The following is a 20059-nucleotide window of genomic DNA, read 5'->3' as shown; positions in this document are numbered from 1 at the left end:
CCCGATAATTAATGTGGTGCGTCAGAACCATAAAATTGGCTGTTGACCCGATAGGTTATCCCTGTGACGCACCCTACTTCCTTAGAAACCCGCCCCACCCCCGATAATTAATGTGGTGCGTCAGAACCATAAAATTGGCTGTTGACCCGATAGGTTATCCCTGTGACGCACCCTACTTCCTTAGAAACCCGCCCCACCCCCGATAATTAATGTGGTGCGTCAGAACCATAAAATTGGCTGTTGACCCGATAGGTTATCCCTGTGACGCACCCTACGAGGGTGATAATTATTAATTATTAATTATTAATTATTAATTATTAATTGGAATTGTCCAAAATCTCGATCGTTCCCCGGTAGCCGTCTACCCGGACCCGTTGACCGGTCTTGAGGCGGGACATGGCTTGGGAGACATTCATCACCGCCGGAATGCCATATTCGCGGGCGACGATCGCCCCATGGGATAACTGACCCCCCACCTCAGAAATAATCGCCGCCGCCCCCATGAGTAAAGGAGCCCAACCCGCATCAGTATAGGGGACTACCACAATGGGCTTTTCGATGCCATTTTCCAAGCCTTCCGCCAAATTCCGACAAACCTGTACATAGCCTTCCACGGAGCCGACACTGGCGGGAATTCCCTGTAAAGCGCCTTCGAGGGGTTCTGGTTTAGGTTCGGGTAGCAAATTCCCATAAACTACGGGAGGGACGGTGCGATCGCGATCGCATTCATACTGTTGTCGCCGCCGTTTGACCACTTCCCGCCATTGCGGATCAATTCCCGACTCTATCCAACTGCGAATTTCGGATAATTTCAAAAAGAAAATATCCCCCGGTTGCGTGAGAATTTCCGACTCTAAGGCGACGGCTTCAATTGCCAAAAAAGTCCAGCGCAAATGAGCCAATAATTTACCATAAACCTCGGCAATTTCACCCTTAATTACAGCTCGTTTATAACACCGATTGAGCCGCCATTTTTGCCAGACACTAAATCCGCCTACATTGCGATTAGTGCCGCTGGCGGGATTTTCCGCCATAGTGAATAACATCTGCCGAAATGTCTGGGGTTGTTCCCACCAAGTCGCGACGGAAATATCGGTTCCCACTTCACTTAAATATCCATACTCGCGCAACCATTGTTTAAACTGTTGTTGCAACTCAGGATTTTGAGAAAACTGGTCTGCTAATACCTGTAAATTTTCCCCTTCCGGGAGGTGATCGGCAATTTTCTGCAACTCTCGCATGGAAGCGACTTCGGGGGAATTAGCCACGGGTAGCCATTCCTCTGGGACTTGAAAAAGCGATCGCCGAATTGCCAAGCCAATGGGTCCCAAAATATTGTAATAAGTTGCTAATTTCAGGATTTCTTGAATCCGGTCAACCCGTTGGATCAACTGTGGTAAAGATAGGGAACTTGGTAGGCGAGTTTCATAATAACTATCAGCTTCTAATCGTTGTAAACCCGGATCGAAAATCTTGTCGCGATCGCGTTCAAATTCATGGACTAGCGCCAACTCTCTCTGTACCAATAACCATAAACCTGGTACAGAAGCCAACATAGTTTTTAGGGGTGGTTTACCCATATTTTCCCCCCGCAACAGAAACTCTAAACCCTGTTCTGGTAATCCCATCATCCTAAAAATTTCCCCCAACAGGGTGGCATTAAAATAGGCGTGGGAACCCAAGAGGGTCGCGGTTTCTTGAAAGTCTAGTTGACTGGCTTTTTTCCCTAAAACCAGGCTAAAAATTTCCCCCCATACTCCACAGGTCAAAGGCCGATTAATTGACCAAGTGAGGGGAGGAATTACCCCCGGAATTACCTCGGCGGCAATTTTCCGAGTCCAAATAGGTCGCAGGTTGGTAATGGGTCGAGTTTGCAATATCCAAATCTGTTCGCCATCCCAAACCCATTCTATATCTTGGGGTAAACCATGATAAAAGGCTTCGATCGCCTGTGCTTCTGCTACTAAATCCCCTAGTAGCGATCGCGATAATAAACCATCATCTCCCAGTTTATTTAAACTCTCATAAGTAGCCGTTTCTGTGGCGGTGTCTATTTCTAAATGTACGGGGGTATTTTGCCCAGAAACTACGACATCTCCTTCCCCGGCTAAGGCTTCTATGACCACCTGGGAACCTCCATCTAAGGGATTCCGGGTAAACATGACCCCAGATATCTGGGCGCTAATATAGGGTTGAATTAAAACGGCAATTCCGGTGTCATATAAATTTCTTTGGTGGCGATAGGCTTTGGCTTCCGCACTCCAGTAAGAGTCTCTACAACGGGCGATCGCTGACCGCAATTGTGCCTCAGATGTAATCAGACCAACGGTGGTATATTGTCCGGCGGCGGAACTGCTATCTCCATCTTCTCCCAAGGCGGAAGAACGCACAATTAACGGATAATGATAAGTTGGTGTTGGCAGTTGAAAATAGTCGATTTCGTCTTGATGTTGAGATTGGCTATCTCGGGCAATTTCCTGATTGCCCATAGTTGGTAAAACCCAGCCGGAAGGAACTTTAAACCCGGCTTGTTTTAGTTGACTAAGCCGGGTGGCTTTTTCACCACAGCTATCAAGATCTAGGGGGTCATTTAAGGATAATAATTGCTGTTTCATAAACAAGCCAAAATCATCACCTTGGCGCAGGTTAATTATAATCAACACCAAAGCTAAAGCGATCGCTGCTAGGAGTTCTGCTAATGATAAATCACGATGATCCGGGAGACTATGCCAAGCAGACAACCAGAGGGGACTACTTAAACAGGCGAAACGCATAGCCCGCAGTCGGGCGCGGGTAGGTTGACTCGGCCAAATAGTCAGGGCTAACCGCCACAGTAATAGACCGCTAATCCCTGCGGAGATAGCCACTGGGGGAGAATAAACTAAAACCCCCCAAGTGGCATTAGTGACACCGCCGCCTTTGGCGATCAGATATCGACCGACTACCAGGAAAACTAGGGAAATTAGGGCTAAGGGTTCCCATTCACTAGGAAATAGCGATCGGGCGACAATTACTGGGATAATACCTCGGAGCGCTTCAGCTACAGCCGCGAAAATGCCCGCGACCCTCCCGGCTTGGGTAAAAGCTGCCGCAACCCCGACGTTACCGCTACCCTGCTTGGCTAAGTCAATGCGAGTTAACCCTTTGACAATCCAACTGGTTAGGGGAAGTCCCCCTAACACAAAGCTACCGACCATCATCAATAATCCAAAAACCCAAGGTGGCATTGGGAATTTTTCCTCTACAGCGCGCAATGTATGTATTGCAGTGTAACCCCAAATGGAAGTGAAAAACTCCTAGCCTGCTCTATCAGGTAGGATAATCGTTAATACATTGGTGAAGTGAAAGGAAATATCTATCATGGAAAATACCCTTTGGATTCCGGTAGCTGTGTTGGTTGTGGGTTTTATTGCTGCTGTGAGTATTGGCTCGATCGCTTGGTACAATTCTAAACGACCCCCCGGTTGGGAAGGTAAGGATCGCCCCGATTTTATCCCTAAAGTTGGTAAGGATGATCCTAAATCCTAACCCACCTATCCGGTGGTAGTTGACTGCCTAGGGCTTAGACAATAGGCCCTAGGCTGGGGTTAGTGACCATCAACCCACGATTAACCCCTTTTTCCCTTGGGAAATTGGTTGATTTGCGCTGAACCGTAGAAAATTAGGGACTCATTCTGAATCCGCATCCGATCAACCCGTAGTTGTGTACCTTCTAGGGCAAACTTATCGAGATCAAGTAAATTGTTGACGTGATCAATCATGGCTTTACCTAGGTTGACAGCCTCTTGGTCCCCGTTATATTGGACGTTGACAAATTGGATATGCCGACGTTTTTGTACTTCGACCTGGGCGCAAAAATCTACACAGGTTAAACTCCGAGAGTCGCCAATCCTGATCTGAGACTGAAACCCCAGGGTATTATCTGGGTTGACCTGCATTTGGGTTTTCTGAAACTTTAGGGGTTCGCCCTGATACTGGAGACGTTGTAACTTCTCTACAATGAAGGGGGTATTAAAGGATTCTGTCAGATCCTCTTGGGTCAAAACTACTCGCATCACTGCCATTGTCGGTTGTCGCAGTTGGACTTGACCCGAAAAAATGGCGCTAAAGTCGATCGCCACTGCTTCTAGGTAGAGTTCCATCACTGCGATCCGCAGACCATTGTACATCAGCATTCCTTTGCCAATGAAGTCAAATCCATCTACGCTTCCCTGTAACAGCTTGGCCACGGGTTCGGCACGGACGTTAGCTTCTATGTGATCAGAACGTTTGAATAATGAGGCGATCGCTGCCCCGACAACTTTACTGACCAGGCGATCGCCACTTGGGGTCTGAATCGGACTGCTTCCAAACAAAGCCTGTACCATTCCCTTTGCTCGCTTGCTATCGCCCGCTATTATAACGGAATCTTAAGATATGTTAAATACTTTGTCGCGATCGTCTCCATAGATAACCCTTATATCCCACATAAGACAGGGTTTTTCAGTTTTGGGTTTGACAAAATCACACTGTACAGTCTATCCTGATGCTCCAGTAGCACTCAAACTGTAAAATCTAGCAAGTATCAGGGATTATGGATATATTATCAGTGGCGCTACTACTGGGGGCTATTGTGGCTTCCGATGAAATTTTAAACCGCAACTGGCAACTATCGCGCCGTTTACTGGAATGGATTGATAACTTAGGGAAACAGTCCCGCCAACCAGACAGAAACCCGCCTCGTTAAGGCGGCGATTTTCCCTCGACCCCCATACTCCGGCGTTTTCCTCGGCGGGATTATACCAGGCTTGGTCTATTTTGTCAAGTAATCAATCGGAATAATTGATCATCCCAAATCAAATCAGTTTTGGATTTGTTGAATGACCAATTGGCGGTTAATTTTACCTCGGTCATTGCGGGGTAATGTATCAACTGCTATCCAGTTTTTGGGATGTTTATAACGACTGAGGCGATCGCCTAAAGAATTGGCTAATATTTGAATAGATACCGGAGGGTCATGGGGAACATAAACCGCCGTGACCACTTCTCCCCAGTGGCGATCGCCAATTCCCACCACACAAACATCAGCCACCATTCCCGTGGCTAAAATAGCGGCTTCTACTTCCACCGGAAAAACATTTTCACCCCCAGTAATAATTTGATCTCCCTGTCTTCCCACCAGGGTTAAATATCCACATTCATCAAAATATCCCAAATCATCAGTAATCAACTGGCTGAGTCTAGGTTGATTTATCTGTGTGTCATGACCCCAACTGAGAGAATTAGCCTGAATTTTAATCAATCCAATTTCGGGAGATTTTACCGGTTGACCCTGTGGATCTACAATCATGACCTTAGCATGGGGAAGGACGCGACCGCTGCTATTGTTTCCGGCTAAAAAATCATCAGGTTTTAGGGTGACAACCCCGGAAGCTGTTTCGGTCATTCCATAGGTGGGAGAAAGTCTAATTTGGTGTCGTCTGGCTTGGTTGAGTAACTCTAACCAAGGGGGACTTCCCCCCAATAAAACGGTGGTAAATTTGGATAACCAATTAGCGGTTTGGGGATGGTGTAAAAGGCGGTGTAGTTGGGTGGGAACTAGGGAAATAAAAAAATCGGAAATATCTAGTTGGGGATAGTCACGGTTTTCTAAATTTTTGCCAGACCAAATTACCAACTGTCCCCCAGTAATTAGCGATCGCACAAATTGCATTAACCCACTCACATGAAATAGGGGTAAAATACAGAAACTATTTATCTGGGATTGGTCAAAATACTGTTGAAATCCTATGGCGGAAGCGGTGAGGGTTTCCCAGGTGTGAACGGCAAATTTTATGGTTCCTGATGTACCACCTGTGGGAATTAATATCGACCCATCAGGAAAAGGCGATCGCCTCATATTTACGGGATTATTGACATGATCAATATTGGCAATCTTGGGAATCTTCCCAAATTGTAAATCCGTTTGACCTATGCGATTAAACACCTGTTCCCATTCCCCAATACTCCAATTGGGATTAGCTAAAATCAGGGAACAGTTAGCCATAATACCCGCCCAAAAGGTGGCTAAAAATATGACCGGATCAGGTTCCGCCATTAAAATAGTCGCTGTTTTCCCATATTCTTGATGATAATTAATCAATTCGCCCAGAGTTTGCTGCACAATATCTAGAAATAAATCGCCGTTTTCAGCAATTAAAAAATTGTGAGGGTTAGGGATATTAAAATTCTGTGATTTAGGAGATATTTGATAATCCATAGATTACAGCAAGCCAGACATTTCATAAAGTCTTCGGACTAAAGCCACAATGCGATCGCCATATTGAGGGTCATCAGACCATCTTCCTCCCAAAGAAAACACAGAGGGAGCGACCCCCCTAGTGATATAATCAAAACGAGGGTCTACAATTTCCTGAACAATAGGTTCATGGGTAGCGTAGGCTTTCAGATGTTGAATATGCGCCCTCACCCCTTCTTCAGTAGTAGCAAATGCAGCAATTTCCGAGGAACCCCCAACAGTTCCCAAACCCGCAAAATTATAGTCTGAAGGTTTGACAATTCCGCCAAATTTGAGGAAATCCGTCTCCAAACACATCTGACAAAAAGCCACATCATAATTAACCCCTTCGACCATAGCTTCACGGCGATATAATTTAGCAATTTCGGGAAACTGATTAGGCGCATCAGGATTTTCTGACTTCAGAAATACAATCATTTGTACTTCCGTGGTATATCCTCCCCCCATAATGCGATCGATTTGGTCGTTATAGAGTCGAGAAATCGACCTTAAAACCACCGTCCGATTAGGATTATCCCAACTGACAGCAATACCAAAATTCCGCAAGTCGATCGCCTTAATATAAACAATATTATTATATCGAATCCGAATCACCCTAGCCAATTGGGTTAAGTCAATTCCTAGGCGGTCTACCAAATCGATAGGTATATAAGAGTTACCATTAACCAAAAGTCCCCTTTCCCCATAAACCTGACCGTTAATTCTAATCCCAATTGAACCATAAACCCGATTTCCTGGGGGTAAAGGAGGGGTGGGATTAATATGTTCACTTTTCACCCAAGCCACCAGACCATCAGCCAGACCGGTAGCGATATCTGCGCGGCGGCTTTGTAAAATATTCCGGTCATTAGGATTAGTCAAATAACCGATTTCTATATATAAGGAAGGAATAGCAATCCAACGGCAAAAAATTAGATGTCCGAGTCCAGTTTCCGTGTCCGGTTTAGCGCCACGGCTGGGAAACTGAGGAACCCGCCGCAATAAGGACCAGAGAATCAACTCGGCATCTTTTTTGCGTTGAGAATTATATGCTATATGAAATACAGTAACCCCTCGATTAGAAGGATTAGGAGAGCCTCCCATGTGCAATTCAATAGCCACATCACCACGATGGGAATAAGTATTAATCCAGTCAATAGTTTGGACCTGAGATAGATCATCAGGGACCGCCAAAGCCTGAACCCCACGAGAACGCAATTCTGATAATAATATATCTCGAATTCGGATCATTTCTTGAGCTTCAGTAGTTCCCCCGGCTACAATACCAGGGTCTCTAACCCCATTCTCAAAACCTCCATGACCAGCAGATATAAAAATTCGCGCCATTGTTCAATTAATTAAGTGATCTCGATGAAAGTAATCAATGATATTTAAGACTAGATTATGCCGATCGCCTGATCCCAAAAGTAACTATGATGATCAAGTGTAGTCAAGCCCCCCCTTTTTAAGTTCCCAAATATGGTTTTACACTGTCACGCGGCTGTTGTCACCATCTCGACCCCTAATCTGGCCCAACTCAGCCAATTTTATAGTGATTTATTGGGGATGCCACCCCAGATCTATATTGAGGGAGTGTATGCGGAATTTCAATTACCGGGTTTACGATTAGGGATATTTGAACCCAGAAGCGGCGATCGCCAAGAATTTAGTTCCCCTAAGGGCGCAATGAGTTTATGCTTGCAGGTAAGTGACCTAGAAAAAGCGATCAAGAATTTTCGCGATTTAGGCTACCCACCACCGGGCGAAATTATCATCGCCTCCCACGGTCGGGAAATTTACGCTTATGATCCTTGCGGAAACCGGATTATTGTATACGAATCCAAAACTTGACAGTTGACAATTAACAGTTATTAATTAACCCTGTCCCATATATTCCTACTTTCCTAAAACTCTGTGTCAGAATCACCACAAGTCACCCGGTCCCTGGTGGGAATTGCCACCATTGTCGCGATCGCCACTCTGATTAGTAAAATCTTTGGCTTAGTCAGACAACAGGCGATGGCTGCAGCCTTTGGAGTAGGGCCAGCCATCGATGCTTACAACTACGCCTATGTAATTCCTGGCTTCCTGCTGATTTTATTAGGTGGCATTAACGGCCCCTTCCATAGTGCGATCGTCAGCGCGTTGGCCAAACGTAAACGGGAAGAAATCGAACCCCTAGTAGAAACGATCACCACCCTAGTGGGGACTGTCTTGCTATTTGTGACGGTGGGATTAATCATTTTTGCCACCCCTATGATTGATCTAGTCGCCCCAGGACTAAGCCAGACCCCGGAAGGCATAGAAATTAGGGCGATCGCCATTCAGCAACTCAAAATCATGGCTCCGATGGCCCTTTTATCTGGGTTAATAGGTATTGGCTTCGGTAGCCTCAACGCCGCCGATATGTATTGGCTACCCTCCATTAGTCCCCTATTTTCCAGCCTCGCCCTGATTGGCAGTTTAATCGCCCTCGCCCTATATTTGGGCGAAAGTATCACCCAACCGCAATACGCCCTGTTAGGAGGGCTAGTATTAGCCGGAGGAACCCTATCTGGGGCTATCCTACAGTGGATAGTACAACTTCCCGCCATGTGGCGATCGGGACTCGGTAAACTGCGGCTGCGCTTCAACTTCCAACAGCCCGGAGTCCGAGACGTAATGAAAGTAATGATTCCCGCCACCCTGTCATCAGGGACGCTACAAATTAACGTCTATACCGACCTATTTTTCGCCTCCTACATACCCCAAGCCGCCGCCGCCATGGCTTATTCCGGGTTAATGGTACAAACGCCCCTCGGCATCATTTCCAACATGATTTTAGTGCCATTCCTGCCCCTGTTTTCCCGCTTGCGAGACCCCAGCGACTGGCCAGAATTAAAAGACCGTATCCGTCAGGCTTTAACCCTAACGGCGATTACCATGTTACCCCTGAGTGCATTAATGGTAGCCTTAGCATTGCCTTCTGTGCGGGTGGTATATGAACGCTACGCCTTTGACCTAGCCGCCTCCAAATTTGTGGCTTTAATGTTAATGGCCTATGGTAGCGGAATGTTTGTCTACCTGGGGCGAGATGTTTTAGTCAGAGTCTTCTACGGTCTCGGAGACGGACAGACTCCCTTTCGGGTTAGTCTCTTTAACATTTTCCTGAATGCACTATTAGACTACATTTTGGTTAATGCTTTCGGTGCGCCCGGTTTAGTTTTGGCTACCGTGGGAGTTAACTTAATCTCTATGGTGATGATGTTATGGTTATTACATATCCGCCTAGGTGGTTTACCCTGGAAAGAGTGGAGTCGGCCATTTCTCGGCTTGGCTGCTGGTAGTATAGTCGTTGGCTTAGTGGCCTGGGTAATTCGTCTCGGTTTGGAGGAGTGGTTAGGTAGCCGAGGATTTTTTGCCATATTATTGGAACTGTCTATTCCAGGATTTATTGGTTTGGGGTTGTTTGCTTTCTGGGCGTTACAGATGAAATTACCGGAAGTGGATTTACTGATTTCCCGAGTTAAAAAACGCTTCCAAAAATAGGAGGTTTGAATGCTAGGGCTTTTTTTCCGGGTGATCAGATTTCCCGCTTGCCAAAATATCCGGTAGGGTTTATGGTGGTGACAGGTCATAAATTTTAACAACCAAAGCACCATGAGTCAAAAAGAACAACTGATTTTAATGGCAGAAGATGAATTAACGGAGTATAGTACAGAAGCCCGCAAAATGGAGAAACTGCGCCGTAAATTTAGCTTTGCAGTTCCCTATCCCCAACAGCATAAAATCCGCGAAGAAATTATGGCGGAAATACCTAATAATTTTTTGGCGAAATTAGTGGAAGAAAATCGGCAAATGGTAGCTTTGCCATTTTGGGGAATTGGTGGCTTAGGTCTATTGTTCGGAATTTCCTGGTCACAGCCTCTGGATTTTATCGCTACAGCGGTGGGGTTTTATGCGGCTTTTTCGATTCAGCAATTAGGATGGAAACTACAAGCGAAACGACTGGTAGTTAAAACTTTAGACCAAATTCAAGAAATTGTGACTTCCCCAGAAGAGAAAACCCGGGAGACTAATTCTTAGTTACCCCATAAATACCCGCCAACAGTAACCATCCTAACAGATTCACCCGAAAATCAAATATGGTGACATCGGCTAAGTTAAATAAAACACAGGCCCCAAATGCTACGATATAACTAAATAAAACTAGGCGATCGCCTTTAGTTAAATAGGGTCGCCCCATCAATTTTACCCCATCTACTAATACCCATCCCACCCCAGCCCAAAAAGCTATAGTTATCGGAATACCGACTTCCGCCATCATCATTAATGGTAGACTGTGGGGGTGTCCCATCCAAACATTCATTTGGGCTTCATAAACGGGGGTAAAATTTCGCAAACCCCAGCCAGTAATTGGTCGTTGTCGGGTCATTTCCCAAGTAAATCGCCACTGAGTTATCCTGAGAGTTTCTAGGGGGCGATCGAAATTTTCATCGGTTAATCTTTGCCAAAAATAGCCTGGAATAATTACCCGTAAACTATCCCGAAGAGGAGAAGGTGCAAAAGCAGCCCCCAACACCGCAGCCACAACTACACCGACCAACCCTAACAACCAATTCCAACCCAAATATATGGCGTATGCTAAACTAACACAAACCCCCACAATCCAAGCATTACGGGAGTTAGTGACAATTAAACCCAACCCGGAAAGTAGAGTTGTAGTAGCAGCAGTTACCAGCAAAAATCGAGGATTAACATTAGTTAAAATCCCGTGTTTTTCATAATTTACATCAGTTATTAACCCTAATTCTGCGACTAGCAAACCCAAAGAAAAGGCGAAAACAATGACTAAATAAGCAGCCAAAATATTCGCATACATGAACACAGAAGCCATCCGCCCTTGTGGGTTTCCTCCTGGTGCTAATACCCAGCCTAAAACACTTTGTAATAGTTCGATACCGGACCAACCCAGAAATTGCTGTCCCCAACCCAAAATCACAATAGGAATTCCGGGTAAAATCAATAACCAAGACAGCCATCGAAGTTGTGCAAAATTCTCAAGGAGGATTGCTACAGCAGCAAAGACGATAAAATAGGGGATAAAATTAGCAGTGCCCAAAATTGCCTCAACTGGATTTTCGGCAAAAATAACGGTTAACAGTAACAGTCCAGCTAATCCTAATAAGCCTCGGATTTTAGGTAGATTAAGTATCTGTTGATATCTGTGTTTAAGGGTAGTAATGACGGCTACAAAGATGGCAATAGCCCCTAAATTAGGCAATAGGGGCAAGGCTAACACTCCCAACTGTATGCAATTCCAGGCAGTTTGTAAAGAGCGATCGCTGTGAGTTGGGAACCACTTCCAGGTCATATCAAACCATTACACCATTTGCCAACTATAGTCGCCACGAGTTAACCGAATTTGCGCCAATGCAAAAATAGTCGGAATAATCCTCGCATAATTAGTAGCAATGGCGCGCCAACCGAGGTCGGCTAAAAACCAAGTCCACAACACGGGACCCAAAAACCCCAAAATACTGCGGGTAGCGCCATAACGGGCGGCGGTCAAAGCCATACCCCGATTAGCAGCCTGGGCCGCGAGATGTCCCTGAATTTGGGTAGCAGCCACTGTCCCCCCTTGAATTAAGGTTTGGCGCGCGACTTGATATTTAGCAAAATGCAAAGCAAACTGATGGGCAATATGCCCTAGAATAACAGGTCTGACTACAGAACTAATAGCTACAGCGCTTCCGGCTTTAAACAGCAACCCTAAAGGGTCTTTCTGTACAGACATCGGCAAAGGCTGCATAGGTTTAGATTTAGCTAAGGCCTCTTGTACACGACGGGTCAGGTCTTGCTGTTCAGATACGGGGAGACGGTCCCAAGCGCGACCCAAGAGGGAAAGAAAAATTTCCGCCTCCAAATCAGTAGTAGACAGTTGTCTGGAATAGGGAATCTTGAGATACCGACAAACCTGGATCAAGGTTTGACGATAGGTGACTTGTTGGGTTTTTCCCCTCAAGACAGTCATTCCGTCGGCAGCCAAATAACGGAAACGTTGTTCCAAAGAATCCAACCACGCATCGCGATCGCGACTCTGTACGTCAATAGGTTGGGGTGTGTTAACATAATCCAACGGGTTAAACCGACGGCTAAATAGAAGTTCAGTCAACTGCTCTAACTCATCTTCTGTTGCCAATTCTAATGCTGTTCTCAGTTCATCCAAAATCGATGCCCTCCTCAGCCCCAGATGATACCATAATTATATATTTTACTCTCTGCCCGGCTATCAAAAGTTAAACAGGAGTGTAGGGAACTCTTGACGGTAGCCATAGAGTCAATCAATATGATTGACATCAAAGTAATGGTGTTCCCTAGGCATGGAGTCCCCTGGCTAACCTCATTCACCAGATTTCGGAAAAGTATCTACTATTGCCATTTTGATTATGACCCAAGTTGATATAATTGTGATTGGTGCTGGGATTGCCGGGTTAATTTGCGCCCAACAATTGCGGCGGGGTGGATATTCGGTGGTAGTTGTGGAGAAGTCTCGGGGAGTTGGGGGACGCGCAGCTACTCGTCGGGTAGGCGGAGATCGGGTTGATCATGGTTTACGGTATCTCCAACCTACTGGGGAGACTGTGGGAAAGTTAATCACGGCTATGGGGTCGGATCTGCAACTGTGGACTGATACGATTTATCAGTTTCGGTCGGGAGAATTTCACCCCTCACCAATGCAGCGCCTTTATATTTGTCCCCAGGGAATGAATGGGGTGGGTAAATTCTTAGCGGCTGATTTGGATATTTGGTTTGGTCGCCGGGTAGAGTCAATTACTCCCCAGGATAATGGCTGCTGGTTTTTGGATTTAGCAATAACGGCTGATAACTACCCGGAAACTCCCCAAAATATCGCGGCTAAAGCGGCAGTTGTAGCTATTCCAGCCCCCCAAGCGTTAATTTTATTAGAATCTCCGGCAGCCCAAATTCCGGCGGCGCTGGTGGCACAAATACGATCGCTTAACTATAATCCCTCTCTGGCAGTTATGGCGGGTTATGGTGAGGATAAATGGGCAGCATTAGAGAACAGAAATCCCCTCTGGAAAGGGGTAGAATTTCCCGAAGGCGATCGCCTGGAGTGGGTCAGTTTGGACAGTAGCCGCCGCCAGAACCCCAAAACACCTATTTTGGTTTTCCATAGTACCCCGGAATTTGCCCGCCAATATCTTGATGTCACGGACTTAGAAACCCCCGGAAGGATTCTCCTACAAACTGCCAGCGATCGCTTATTTTCTTGGTTAAACTCCCCCGAATGGATGCAGGTTCACCGATGGCGTTATGCTTTTTGTCAAGAATCTTTATCGACTCCCTGTATAACTACTATAACCCCCCTGCCTTTGGTGGGGGCCGGAGATTGGTGCAGCCCCAAATCTATTAATGGTGTGTTAGAATCAGGAATGGCGGCGGCTGATTGGGTTAATTCCCAGTTACAAAAACGCCGATTGCCTGGTGAACAAATCTGGCAATTATTGGCTGCTGATTAGGGTGCTTATCTCGATTTAGTCCCGTTTGGTTACAGTATATAATGAGTTACCCCAAATTATTTGGCTTCAAACATTACTTATTGTGGGCTACTGCTTTAGTATTGGCTATGGGTGGATTAATTCGCGCCCAGGCTAACTCACCCCAAACCTATAGCTTCTCGACTGAGTTTCAAGGGGGGATTCTGCAAGGAAAATTTACCGGATATGATGCCAACAATAATGGAATGTTAGAACAGCAAGAGTTAACCAGTTTTGTGGCTACTTATAATGGCTTTAATACTGAACCTACAACCGCTAATTGGAATCAATCCCATATCCGCCGATTTCAAATGGATCTCAACTCTCAAAAGATTATCCTGTTAGCGATCGCTACTCAAGATATACCAGAATCAGGGGTTAATTGCAGCCTGGAATTTATTTTGCGTCTGGGGGGATATGTGGAAGGACGAGATTTAATTGAAATTGAAAGATCATCGGGCTTTTTTAATCAAGTCTGTCTCGATAAATTTCCGAATTTGAGAAACCATGAAACTCAGTCTTTACAGGTTAATTTGATGAACTGATCTGCCTCCTAAAAACCCCCACCTTGGGGGTAAAATTTAGGAATTGTGGCGGACACAACTATCAGGTAAGATAGGTGTATTTTCGGAGTTCATTCACAAAAGGAATAGTATTAATTCCATGCTTGACAGCTTCGGGATTGTTTTCCAAAACTTGAATAATACAATCAGCAAAATTGTAACGGCGATCGCTAACACCATATCGCTTAGTTAAATAGCCCAAAAGTTCCAAAGCATAATCATAAAAACTCAACATATCAGCCAAGCAGGCTAATTTAAGAATCCGGTCTGGGGTTTTGAGATGATGATTTTGGTCAGGTCGAATTAAATCACGGAAATAATAGCCATCAGTCCAGACAAACTGTCCGCGATGTTGTCGGGACATGAGACTAATTCCTTGTCGCAAGCCATGCCATTTTTGACCGATATCAAACAAAGTAAATTCGGAGTTTCTCAGATATTGATCAACATCTGCAAACAGAGGTTGATGCTTGTATAATTCAATAAAATTCACCTCCACTACGGCGGCGAGGACATCAGGGATAATGTGATTTTTACCTCCGAGTAAAACATTCAATTCTCCCCCTTGTACATCCAATTGTATAAAATCAATGGGATGTGCTAAATTGGCAAAAAAATTATCCAATGTAGTGGTAGCGACCTGAGTAGTGGAGATTAACTTATGGCGATCGCTATATTCTGATAATCGGTCAATCACGACATCATTAGGGGGATATAGGGAACAACAACCTGGATGTTGAGTAACATATAAACAAGCACCTTGACAGTGATTCCAGAGTGCGAGGGGGATATGTTTTTCAGTCCAATTAATATTTTGAGAAGCGAGTTCAGCATTACGGCGATCGCAGGCTTCTTGGTCAGCATCAAAGCCATAAATAGTCAAATTCGGGGCAAAGATTTCCCAACCTTGGCGGGAATAATCCAAATCAGCAAACTCATCTATTTTCCGCGACCCGACAATACAGAGGGTGAGATGAATAGAATCTAAATAACCCCATTGTTTGAAAGTAGGTATAAAAAAGGACATTTTGGTAATCTCAAATCCGCGCTTTAATAACATCTAATCGGGTGTGTAGGGTGCGCCATAATTGACGCAACCTACAGGATTATCGATTATCCAATAGTAGCAGCCCGCTTGTAGGCTTCATCAAGAACTTCTGATAAAGTCGGGTGGGTGTGGACTAAAAAGGTTAAGGTATTGACAGATTGACGGAGAGCGATCGCATTAGCAGCCTCTTGAATCAAATCGGAAGCATGGAGGCCAAAGATATGAACTCCCAGGAGTTCCCCGGTATCTTGGCGGTAAATAACCTTAGCAACTCCCTCAGTATCGACCTCAGCGATCGCCTTAGAATTACCCTTAAAATAGCTTTTGACAGTAGCCACCTCAAAGCCTTGAGATTTACCCAACTCTTTAGCGGCGGGTTCAGTCATACCCACATAACTAATTTCTGGGTGAGTAAAAGCAGCAGCCGGAATACTGAGATAATCGACTTGGCGATCGCGTCCACAGATAGTTTCCACTACTGCGACTCCTTGGGCTGATGCAGCATGGGCTAACATCATTTTACCAGTAACATCACCAATCGCCCATAGATGTGGTACTCGTTTCGTCCCGGAGAGGGCCCCCAAATAATTGTCAACGGGAATAAATCCCCTTTGAGTTTCCACCCCGACAGTTTCCAATCCCATATTTTTACTAACAGGAATGCGACCAGTAGCCACCAAACAAGCATCAACTTCCAAAACCTGTTCGACCTGTTTAGTTTTCGCGTCAGCCAGTTCAATTAACACGGGAGAACCGGGAGTCACTTTCAGGGCTAATTTACCAGAGAAAGTTTCGACATCGCGGGATGACAGAAGGACTCGTTCAGCCAATTTAGCAATATCGGGGTCAAAAGTAGGCATCAAATTATCGAGGGCTTCAATCATGGTAACTTCACAGCCCAAAGCCGTATAAATATCGGCAAATTCCAAACCAATATAGCCACTCCCCACAATAGCAATCCATTGTGGTAGTGATGACAATTTCAAAGCATCATCACTGGTAAAAACGGTTTGATGGTCAATTTCAATACCTGGGGGTACAAAGGGGACAGAACCGGGGGCGAGAATGATATCCTTAGCGGTGATAATTTTTTCACCGTCCCCAGTAGCGATCGCCACTTTTTGCGGTCCAGCCACCTTACCCCAGCCATGAAATGTATCGACTTTCAGGCGTTTAAGGCTATTAGTTAAATCCGATCGCAGTTTAGTAACAATATTTTCGGCGTGGTTAGCAATAGTTTGGCGATCGAAATTAACCGCCCCCACCTGAATTCCCAGGGACTGCAAATGGTGGGCGTTACGAAGTTCCCGCACCCTTCCAGAAGCCGCTAATAAGGCTTTAGAGGGGATACAGCCACGGTTAACACAGGTTCCCCCCATTAGGTCGGCTTCCACAATTGCGGTCTTTAAGCCGCAGTTGACGGCGTGGATAGCCGCCCCATGTCCTCCCACACCCGCGCCAATAATTACCAAATCATAATCAAAACCTTGGCTCACAATCACTCTCCTGGTGCGATTATATTCACAATCATTTTCACAATCATTGTTAACCAGAAAGGGTACATCAGACAAGACCATCTGAGGACAATTCTCGCAATTTGTCTATATTTCCACTCGCTAAAACCTCAAGATGGGCGGTAATTTTTGCGGCTTCCCAATCCCACCAGGACAATTTTTGTAATTGTTCTATTACTTCATCCGGGAAGCGTTTACGAATGATTTTGGCGGGATTGCCACCGACAATCGTATAGGGTTCTACATTCTTAGTTACTACAGAATGAGCCGCTATTATTGCCCCATTTTCGACTTTAATGCCGGGCATAATAGTAGCTTTGTAGCCTATCCAAACATCATTTGCAATAATGGTATCTCCTCGACTGTATTCGGAATCAGGCTGGACTTTTTGCCAACCATGACCGAAGATTTCAAAAGGATAGGTGGTAAAATTATCTAAACAATGGTTAGCGCCATTCATAATAAATTCTACATCACTGGCGATCGCACAAAATTTGCCAATCATTAATTTATCCCCGATAAAGTCAAAGTGATAGCGCACATTTTTCTCAAAGTTTTCGGGATGGTCAAAATCATCATAGTAGGTGTAATCTCCCACAATAATATTGGGATTTTTGATAATATTCTTGAGAAAGCACAACCGCCGATAACCAGGTAAAGGATAGGTTAGGTTAGGGTCGGGTCCCCATTCTTCGTTGGTGGTCATGATAGTTGAGGTGTTAATTTTTAGTGGAACATTCAAAATTCGTGGCAAAATTATTTATATAGTACCGAGAGCCCCAAAAATCTCAAGTAAACCCAAAATATGCAATCAACCATTACAGCCAAATCAGTTGTGGACTTTTTAGGCTCGGAAATTGTCCCGAACCAGAAAACCGACAAAGTAGCCATTTTACCAATTCCCTTTGAAGCCACCACCACTTATCGCAAAGGGTGCGAAAACGGGCCGGGAGCCATCTTAGAAGCCTCCCAACAACTGGAATGCTATGATGATGAACTGGAAGCGGAAATCGGCTTAATCGTCGGAATTTACACCCATGAAGCCATTGCCGATACCCGCGAGAGCCAGTCGGTGTCACTGGAGGAAATGCTGCGCGTGACCACAGAGACGGTAAAATCTCTAGCTGATCAAGGTAAGTTTGTGATTGCGCTGGGGGGGGAACATGGCATCACGGCGGGAGTAGTGGAAGCCTACCGCCAAAGCTCAACGGAACCATTTACAGTAGTCCAAATCGATGCTCACGGTGACCTACGCCACGAATACGAAGGGTCTATCTACAATCATGCTTGTGTGATGCGTAGAGTGGTGGAGATGGGTTTACCGACCGTACAAATAGGGATTCGTAGTATCTGTAAAGCGGAAGCCGATCTAATTCGGGATCAGGAAATGAAGGTAATTTGGGGTCGCGAAATTGCCAGGGGGTCTGATTGGATACAAAAAGCGATCGCCAGTATACCTACAAAGCGAGTATTTCTGACCATAGACCTAGACGGTATCGACCCCAGCATCATACCCGGAGTAGGCACACCAGAACCCGGAGGACTTTCCTGGTATGATTTAATTGCCTTTCTGCGACAGTTATTTATATCCCAGGAAGTGATTGGCTGTGATGTAATGGAATTAGCACCTGTTGTGGATTCGGTAGTTTCTGAATTTACCGCCGCCAAACTGGTCTATAAACTGGTAGGGTATCAGGCATTAGCCAAAGGTTGGATTCAGTCAGCACCCCCGGCTGAAGCACGGGGGCTTCGTGCCCCCCGCTTTCAGGTAGCTGACCAGCTTAAGCCTTAACTGGCTACGTGAGCGAGCAAGAGTTAAAGTTCCTACCCTGGAATGCGTGCTAGTTCCAGGCTCATGAACCAAATCGTTAAACAGTTCTAAGGGGTTAAGACAGTGCGATTTGGAAAGTACCGACTCTGAACATTAGCGTTCGCGCAGCGTGCGCGTTAGCGCAAGCGCAAACATTACCCCGCAAGGGAGTCGGAGCCAACCATAGCTCCATGGAGGGGCAACCATACCCCTCCACCCCGCAAGGGGGTGCTGGCGGCGGTCATCCGCTTGAGTCGGTTTTCCTCTCCGCGATAAATCACGGAGCTTCCAACCCTCCCAGGAGTTTTACGTGACGCACGCGGAAGACAAGCAGTGGGAGCCAAAGCAAGTTCAATGGCACGGGATTCAAGTTCGTGCAAGGCTTTCAGACTGGTGATATGGTCAAGACAGTGGCGGGTGCAGGTAAAAAGATCCGAACCTATTTGGGTTCTGTGGGGATTCGCTCCAGTGGTAGCTTCAATGTGACCACTGCGAGGGGCTGGTGCAAGGCATCAGCCACAAATACTGTACAGCTATACAAAAAGGATGGCTACGCTTATGGCTATTGAATGGGCAATTTCGGGGGTATTTAACCTCGCTAAATTGCCACTCCTGTCCCGACCCACCCACGAGGGGATGGGGTTTCTCGGAGGAAGATTATGAAAGGTACTCTGATTAACAGCTATGCTCCTGACTTTGAATTACCTGGGGTGGATGACGAAGTTCACCACCTAGCCCGCTATCTGCAAAGGTTTCAGGTTGTCATAGTTATCTTTATGTCAAATTCCTGCCCCTACGTTCAATCTTATTTGGGGAGAATGAAGGCACTGCAAACCTATTTGCAAACGGTGGGAGCGACTATAGTGGGGATTAATGCTAATGACCCATTACAATCGCCGTCTGACAGCTTTGAGCAGATGAAAATCTTTGCCCAAGAACATGATCTGAATTTTCCATATATTCGGGATGTGACCCAGGACGTGGCTCACTGTTTTGGCACGGAAACTACCCCGGAAGCCTTTGTGCTGGATAACCAGGGAATTTTGCGCTACCGAGGGGGTCTCGACGATAACCCAGAATCCCCGGAAGCGGTAACTATCAACTATCTCAAAAATGCAGTATCTCAATTATTGGCTAGAGAAGCGATCGCCCCGGAAACTACCCCCCCTATTGGTAGTCCGATTCAATGGCGAAGATGATGGTTCCCTGCTGCTCTATAAAACTTAAACAAAACCGGACATAGCCGGATCTTGATGTTTATTTCTGGCTTCGTCCGGGACTGTCGGCAGCACCCCGTCCACAAGTGTAATCGTCGGAACCAGGCGAT

19 protein-coding genes are annotated in these 20059 nt (G+C 45.8%); 9 read left to right on the top strand and 10 right to left on the bottom strand.

Annotated elements, in window-relative coordinates; translation table 11 throughout:
- Positions 1-317: 317 nt before the first annotated feature.
- Positions 318-3227, bottom strand: a complete 2910-nt coding sequence (locus ACTIE0_RS16185) for a glycerol-3-phosphate acyltransferase (RefSeq protein WP_006670124.1) — start codon at positions 3225-3227, stop codon at positions 318-320.
- 133 nt (positions 3228-3360) lie between these two features.
- Between ACTIE0_RS16185 and psb35 the strand changes: the two genes are divergently transcribed.
- Positions 3361-3528 (top strand): photosystem II assembly protein Psb35, encoded by a 168-nt coding sequence (psb35, locus tag ACTIE0_RS16180; protein ID WP_006625228.1) that lies wholly within the window; start codon positions 3361-3363, stop codon positions 3526-3528.
- An 80-nt stretch (positions 3529-3608) separates the two neighbouring features.
- Here the strand turns inward: psb35 and ACTIE0_RS16175 are convergent, their stop codons facing one another.
- Positions 3609-4367, bottom strand: a complete 759-nt coding sequence (locus ACTIE0_RS16175; RefSeq protein ID WP_006625227.1) for an LmeA family phospholipid-binding protein — start codon at positions 4365-4367, stop codon at positions 3609-3611.
- A gap of 206 nt (positions 4368-4573) precedes the next feature.
- Between ACTIE0_RS16175 and ACTIE0_RS16170 the strand changes: the two genes are divergently transcribed.
- Positions 4574-4726 (top strand): hypothetical protein, encoded by a 153-nt coding sequence (locus tag ACTIE0_RS16170; RefSeq protein ID WP_006625226.1) that lies wholly within the window; start codon positions 4574-4576, stop codon positions 4724-4726.
- A gap of 114 nt (positions 4727-4840) precedes the next feature.
- Here the strand turns inward: ACTIE0_RS16170 and ACTIE0_RS16165 are convergent, their stop codons facing one another.
- Positions 4841-6238: a 2-succinylbenzoate--CoA ligase gene (locus ACTIE0_RS16165; protein WP_006670123.1), complete on the bottom strand. Its 1398-nt coding sequence runs from the start codon at positions 6236-6238 to the stop codon at positions 4841-4843.
- A gap of 3 nt (positions 6239-6241) precedes the next feature.
- Positions 6242-7603, bottom strand: a complete 1362-nt coding sequence (tftA, locus tag ACTIE0_RS16160; RefSeq protein WP_006625224.1) for a hormogonium tapered terminus morphoprotein TftA — start codon at positions 7601-7603, stop codon at positions 6242-6244.
- A gap of 132 nt (positions 7604-7735) precedes the next feature.
- Here tftA and ACTIE0_RS16155 point away from each other — a divergent pair, with 132 nt between their 5' ends.
- The 3 genes from ACTIE0_RS16155 (at position 7736) to ACTIE0_RS16145 (ending at position 10321) form a co-directional block, all read left to right on the top strand.
- Entirely contained in the window at positions 7736-8107 is a 372-nt protein-coding gene (locus ACTIE0_RS16155; RefSeq protein WP_006625223.1) for a VOC family protein, read from the top strand.
- Positions 8108-8170: 63 nt separating this feature from the next.
- A complete protein-coding gene (gene murJ / locus ACTIE0_RS16150) occupies positions 8171-9784 on the top strand; it encodes a murein biosynthesis integral membrane protein MurJ (RefSeq protein WP_006625222.1) in 1614 nt (537 codons plus the stop codon).
- A 111-nt stretch (positions 9785-9895) separates the two neighbouring features.
- Positions 9896-10321, top strand: a complete 426-nt coding sequence (locus ACTIE0_RS16145) for a hypothetical protein (protein ID WP_006625221.1) — start codon at positions 9896-9898, stop codon at positions 10319-10321.
- Here the strand turns inward: ACTIE0_RS16145 and ACTIE0_RS16140 are convergent.
- Both ACTIE0_RS16140 and ACTIE0_RS16135 read right to left on the bottom strand, forming a co-directional pair.
- A complete protein-coding gene (locus tag ACTIE0_RS16140) occupies positions 10311-11609 on the bottom strand; it encodes an O-antigen ligase family protein (RefSeq protein ID WP_006625220.1) in 1299 nt (432 codons plus the stop codon). The two genes, ACTIE0_RS16145 and ACTIE0_RS16140, sit on opposite strands and share 11 nt — an antisense overlap.
- Before the next feature lie 9 nt (positions 11610-11618).
- On the bottom strand, positions 11619-12464 hold the full coding sequence (locus tag ACTIE0_RS16135; RefSeq protein WP_006625219.1) for a YaaW family protein: 846 nt from the start codon (positions 12462-12464) through the stop codon (positions 11619-11621).
- A 220-nt stretch (positions 12465-12684) separates the two neighbouring features.
- Here ACTIE0_RS16135 and ACTIE0_RS16130 point away from each other — a divergent pair, with 220 nt between their 5' ends.
- Together ACTIE0_RS16130 and ACTIE0_RS16125 are read left to right on the top strand one after the other, a co-directional pair.
- A complete protein-coding gene (locus ACTIE0_RS16130; RefSeq protein ID WP_006625218.1) occupies positions 12685-13779 on the top strand; it encodes an NAD(P)/FAD-dependent oxidoreductase in 1095 nt (364 codons plus the stop codon).
- A 41-nt stretch (positions 13780-13820) separates the two neighbouring features.
- Entirely contained in the window at positions 13821-14342 is a 522-nt protein-coding gene (locus ACTIE0_RS16125) for a hypothetical protein (RefSeq protein WP_006670122.1), read from the top strand.
- Between the two features lie 61 nt (positions 14343-14403).
- Here the strand turns inward: ACTIE0_RS16125 and ACTIE0_RS16120 are convergent, their stop codons facing one another.
- The 3 genes from ACTIE0_RS16120 to ACTIE0_RS16110 form a co-directional block, all read right to left on the bottom strand.
- Positions 14404-15387 carry an FkbM family methyltransferase gene (locus ACTIE0_RS16120; RefSeq protein ID WP_187758450.1) on the bottom strand — a complete coding sequence of 328 codons (984 nt, stop codon included), beginning with the start codon at positions 15385-15387 and terminating at the stop codon, positions 14404-14406.
- 86 nt (positions 15388-15473) lie between these two features.
- The gene (gene lpdA, locus ACTIE0_RS16115; RefSeq protein WP_035760166.1) at positions 15474-16904 is read right to left on the bottom strand and encodes a dihydrolipoyl dehydrogenase; all 1431 of its coding nucleotides are present in this window, start codon (positions 16902-16904) and stop codon (positions 15474-15476) included.
- A gap of 67 nt (positions 16905-16971) precedes the next feature.
- Positions 16972-17628 (bottom strand): CatB-related O-acetyltransferase, encoded by a 657-nt coding sequence (locus ACTIE0_RS16110; protein ID WP_006670121.1) that lies wholly within the window; start codon positions 17626-17628, stop codon positions 16972-16974.
- 99 nt (positions 17629-17727) lie between these two features.
- Between ACTIE0_RS16110 and speB the strand changes: the two genes are divergently transcribed.
- Complete coding sequence (gene speB, locus ACTIE0_RS16105; protein ID WP_006625213.1) at positions 17728-18714, top strand: agmatinase; 987 nt, start codon at positions 17728-17730, stop codon at positions 18712-18714.
- A gap of 173 nt (positions 18715-18887) precedes the next feature.
- Here speB and ACTIE0_RS16100 read toward each other — a convergent pair whose 3' ends face one another.
- Complete coding sequence (locus ACTIE0_RS16100) at positions 18888-19076, bottom strand: hypothetical protein (protein ID WP_315647032.1); 189 nt, start codon at positions 19074-19076, stop codon at positions 18888-18890.
- Between the two features lie 315 nt (positions 19077-19391).
- On the opposite strand from ACTIE0_RS16100, the gene ACTIE0_RS16095 reads away from it, so the two are divergent.
- Positions 19392-19931: a thioredoxin family protein gene (locus ACTIE0_RS16095; RefSeq protein WP_006670120.1), complete on the top strand. Its 540-nt coding sequence runs from the start codon at positions 19392-19394 to the stop codon at positions 19929-19931.
- Positions 19932-20059: the final 128 nt, after the last annotated feature.

The organism is Limnospira sp. (assembly GCF_051859755.1).
GTDB classification, from domain to species: domain Bacteria; phylum Cyanobacteriota; class Cyanobacteriia; order Cyanobacteriales; family Microcoleaceae; genus Limnospira; species Limnospira fusiformis.
This window is presented reverse-complemented; position numbering and strand designations above follow the sequence as displayed.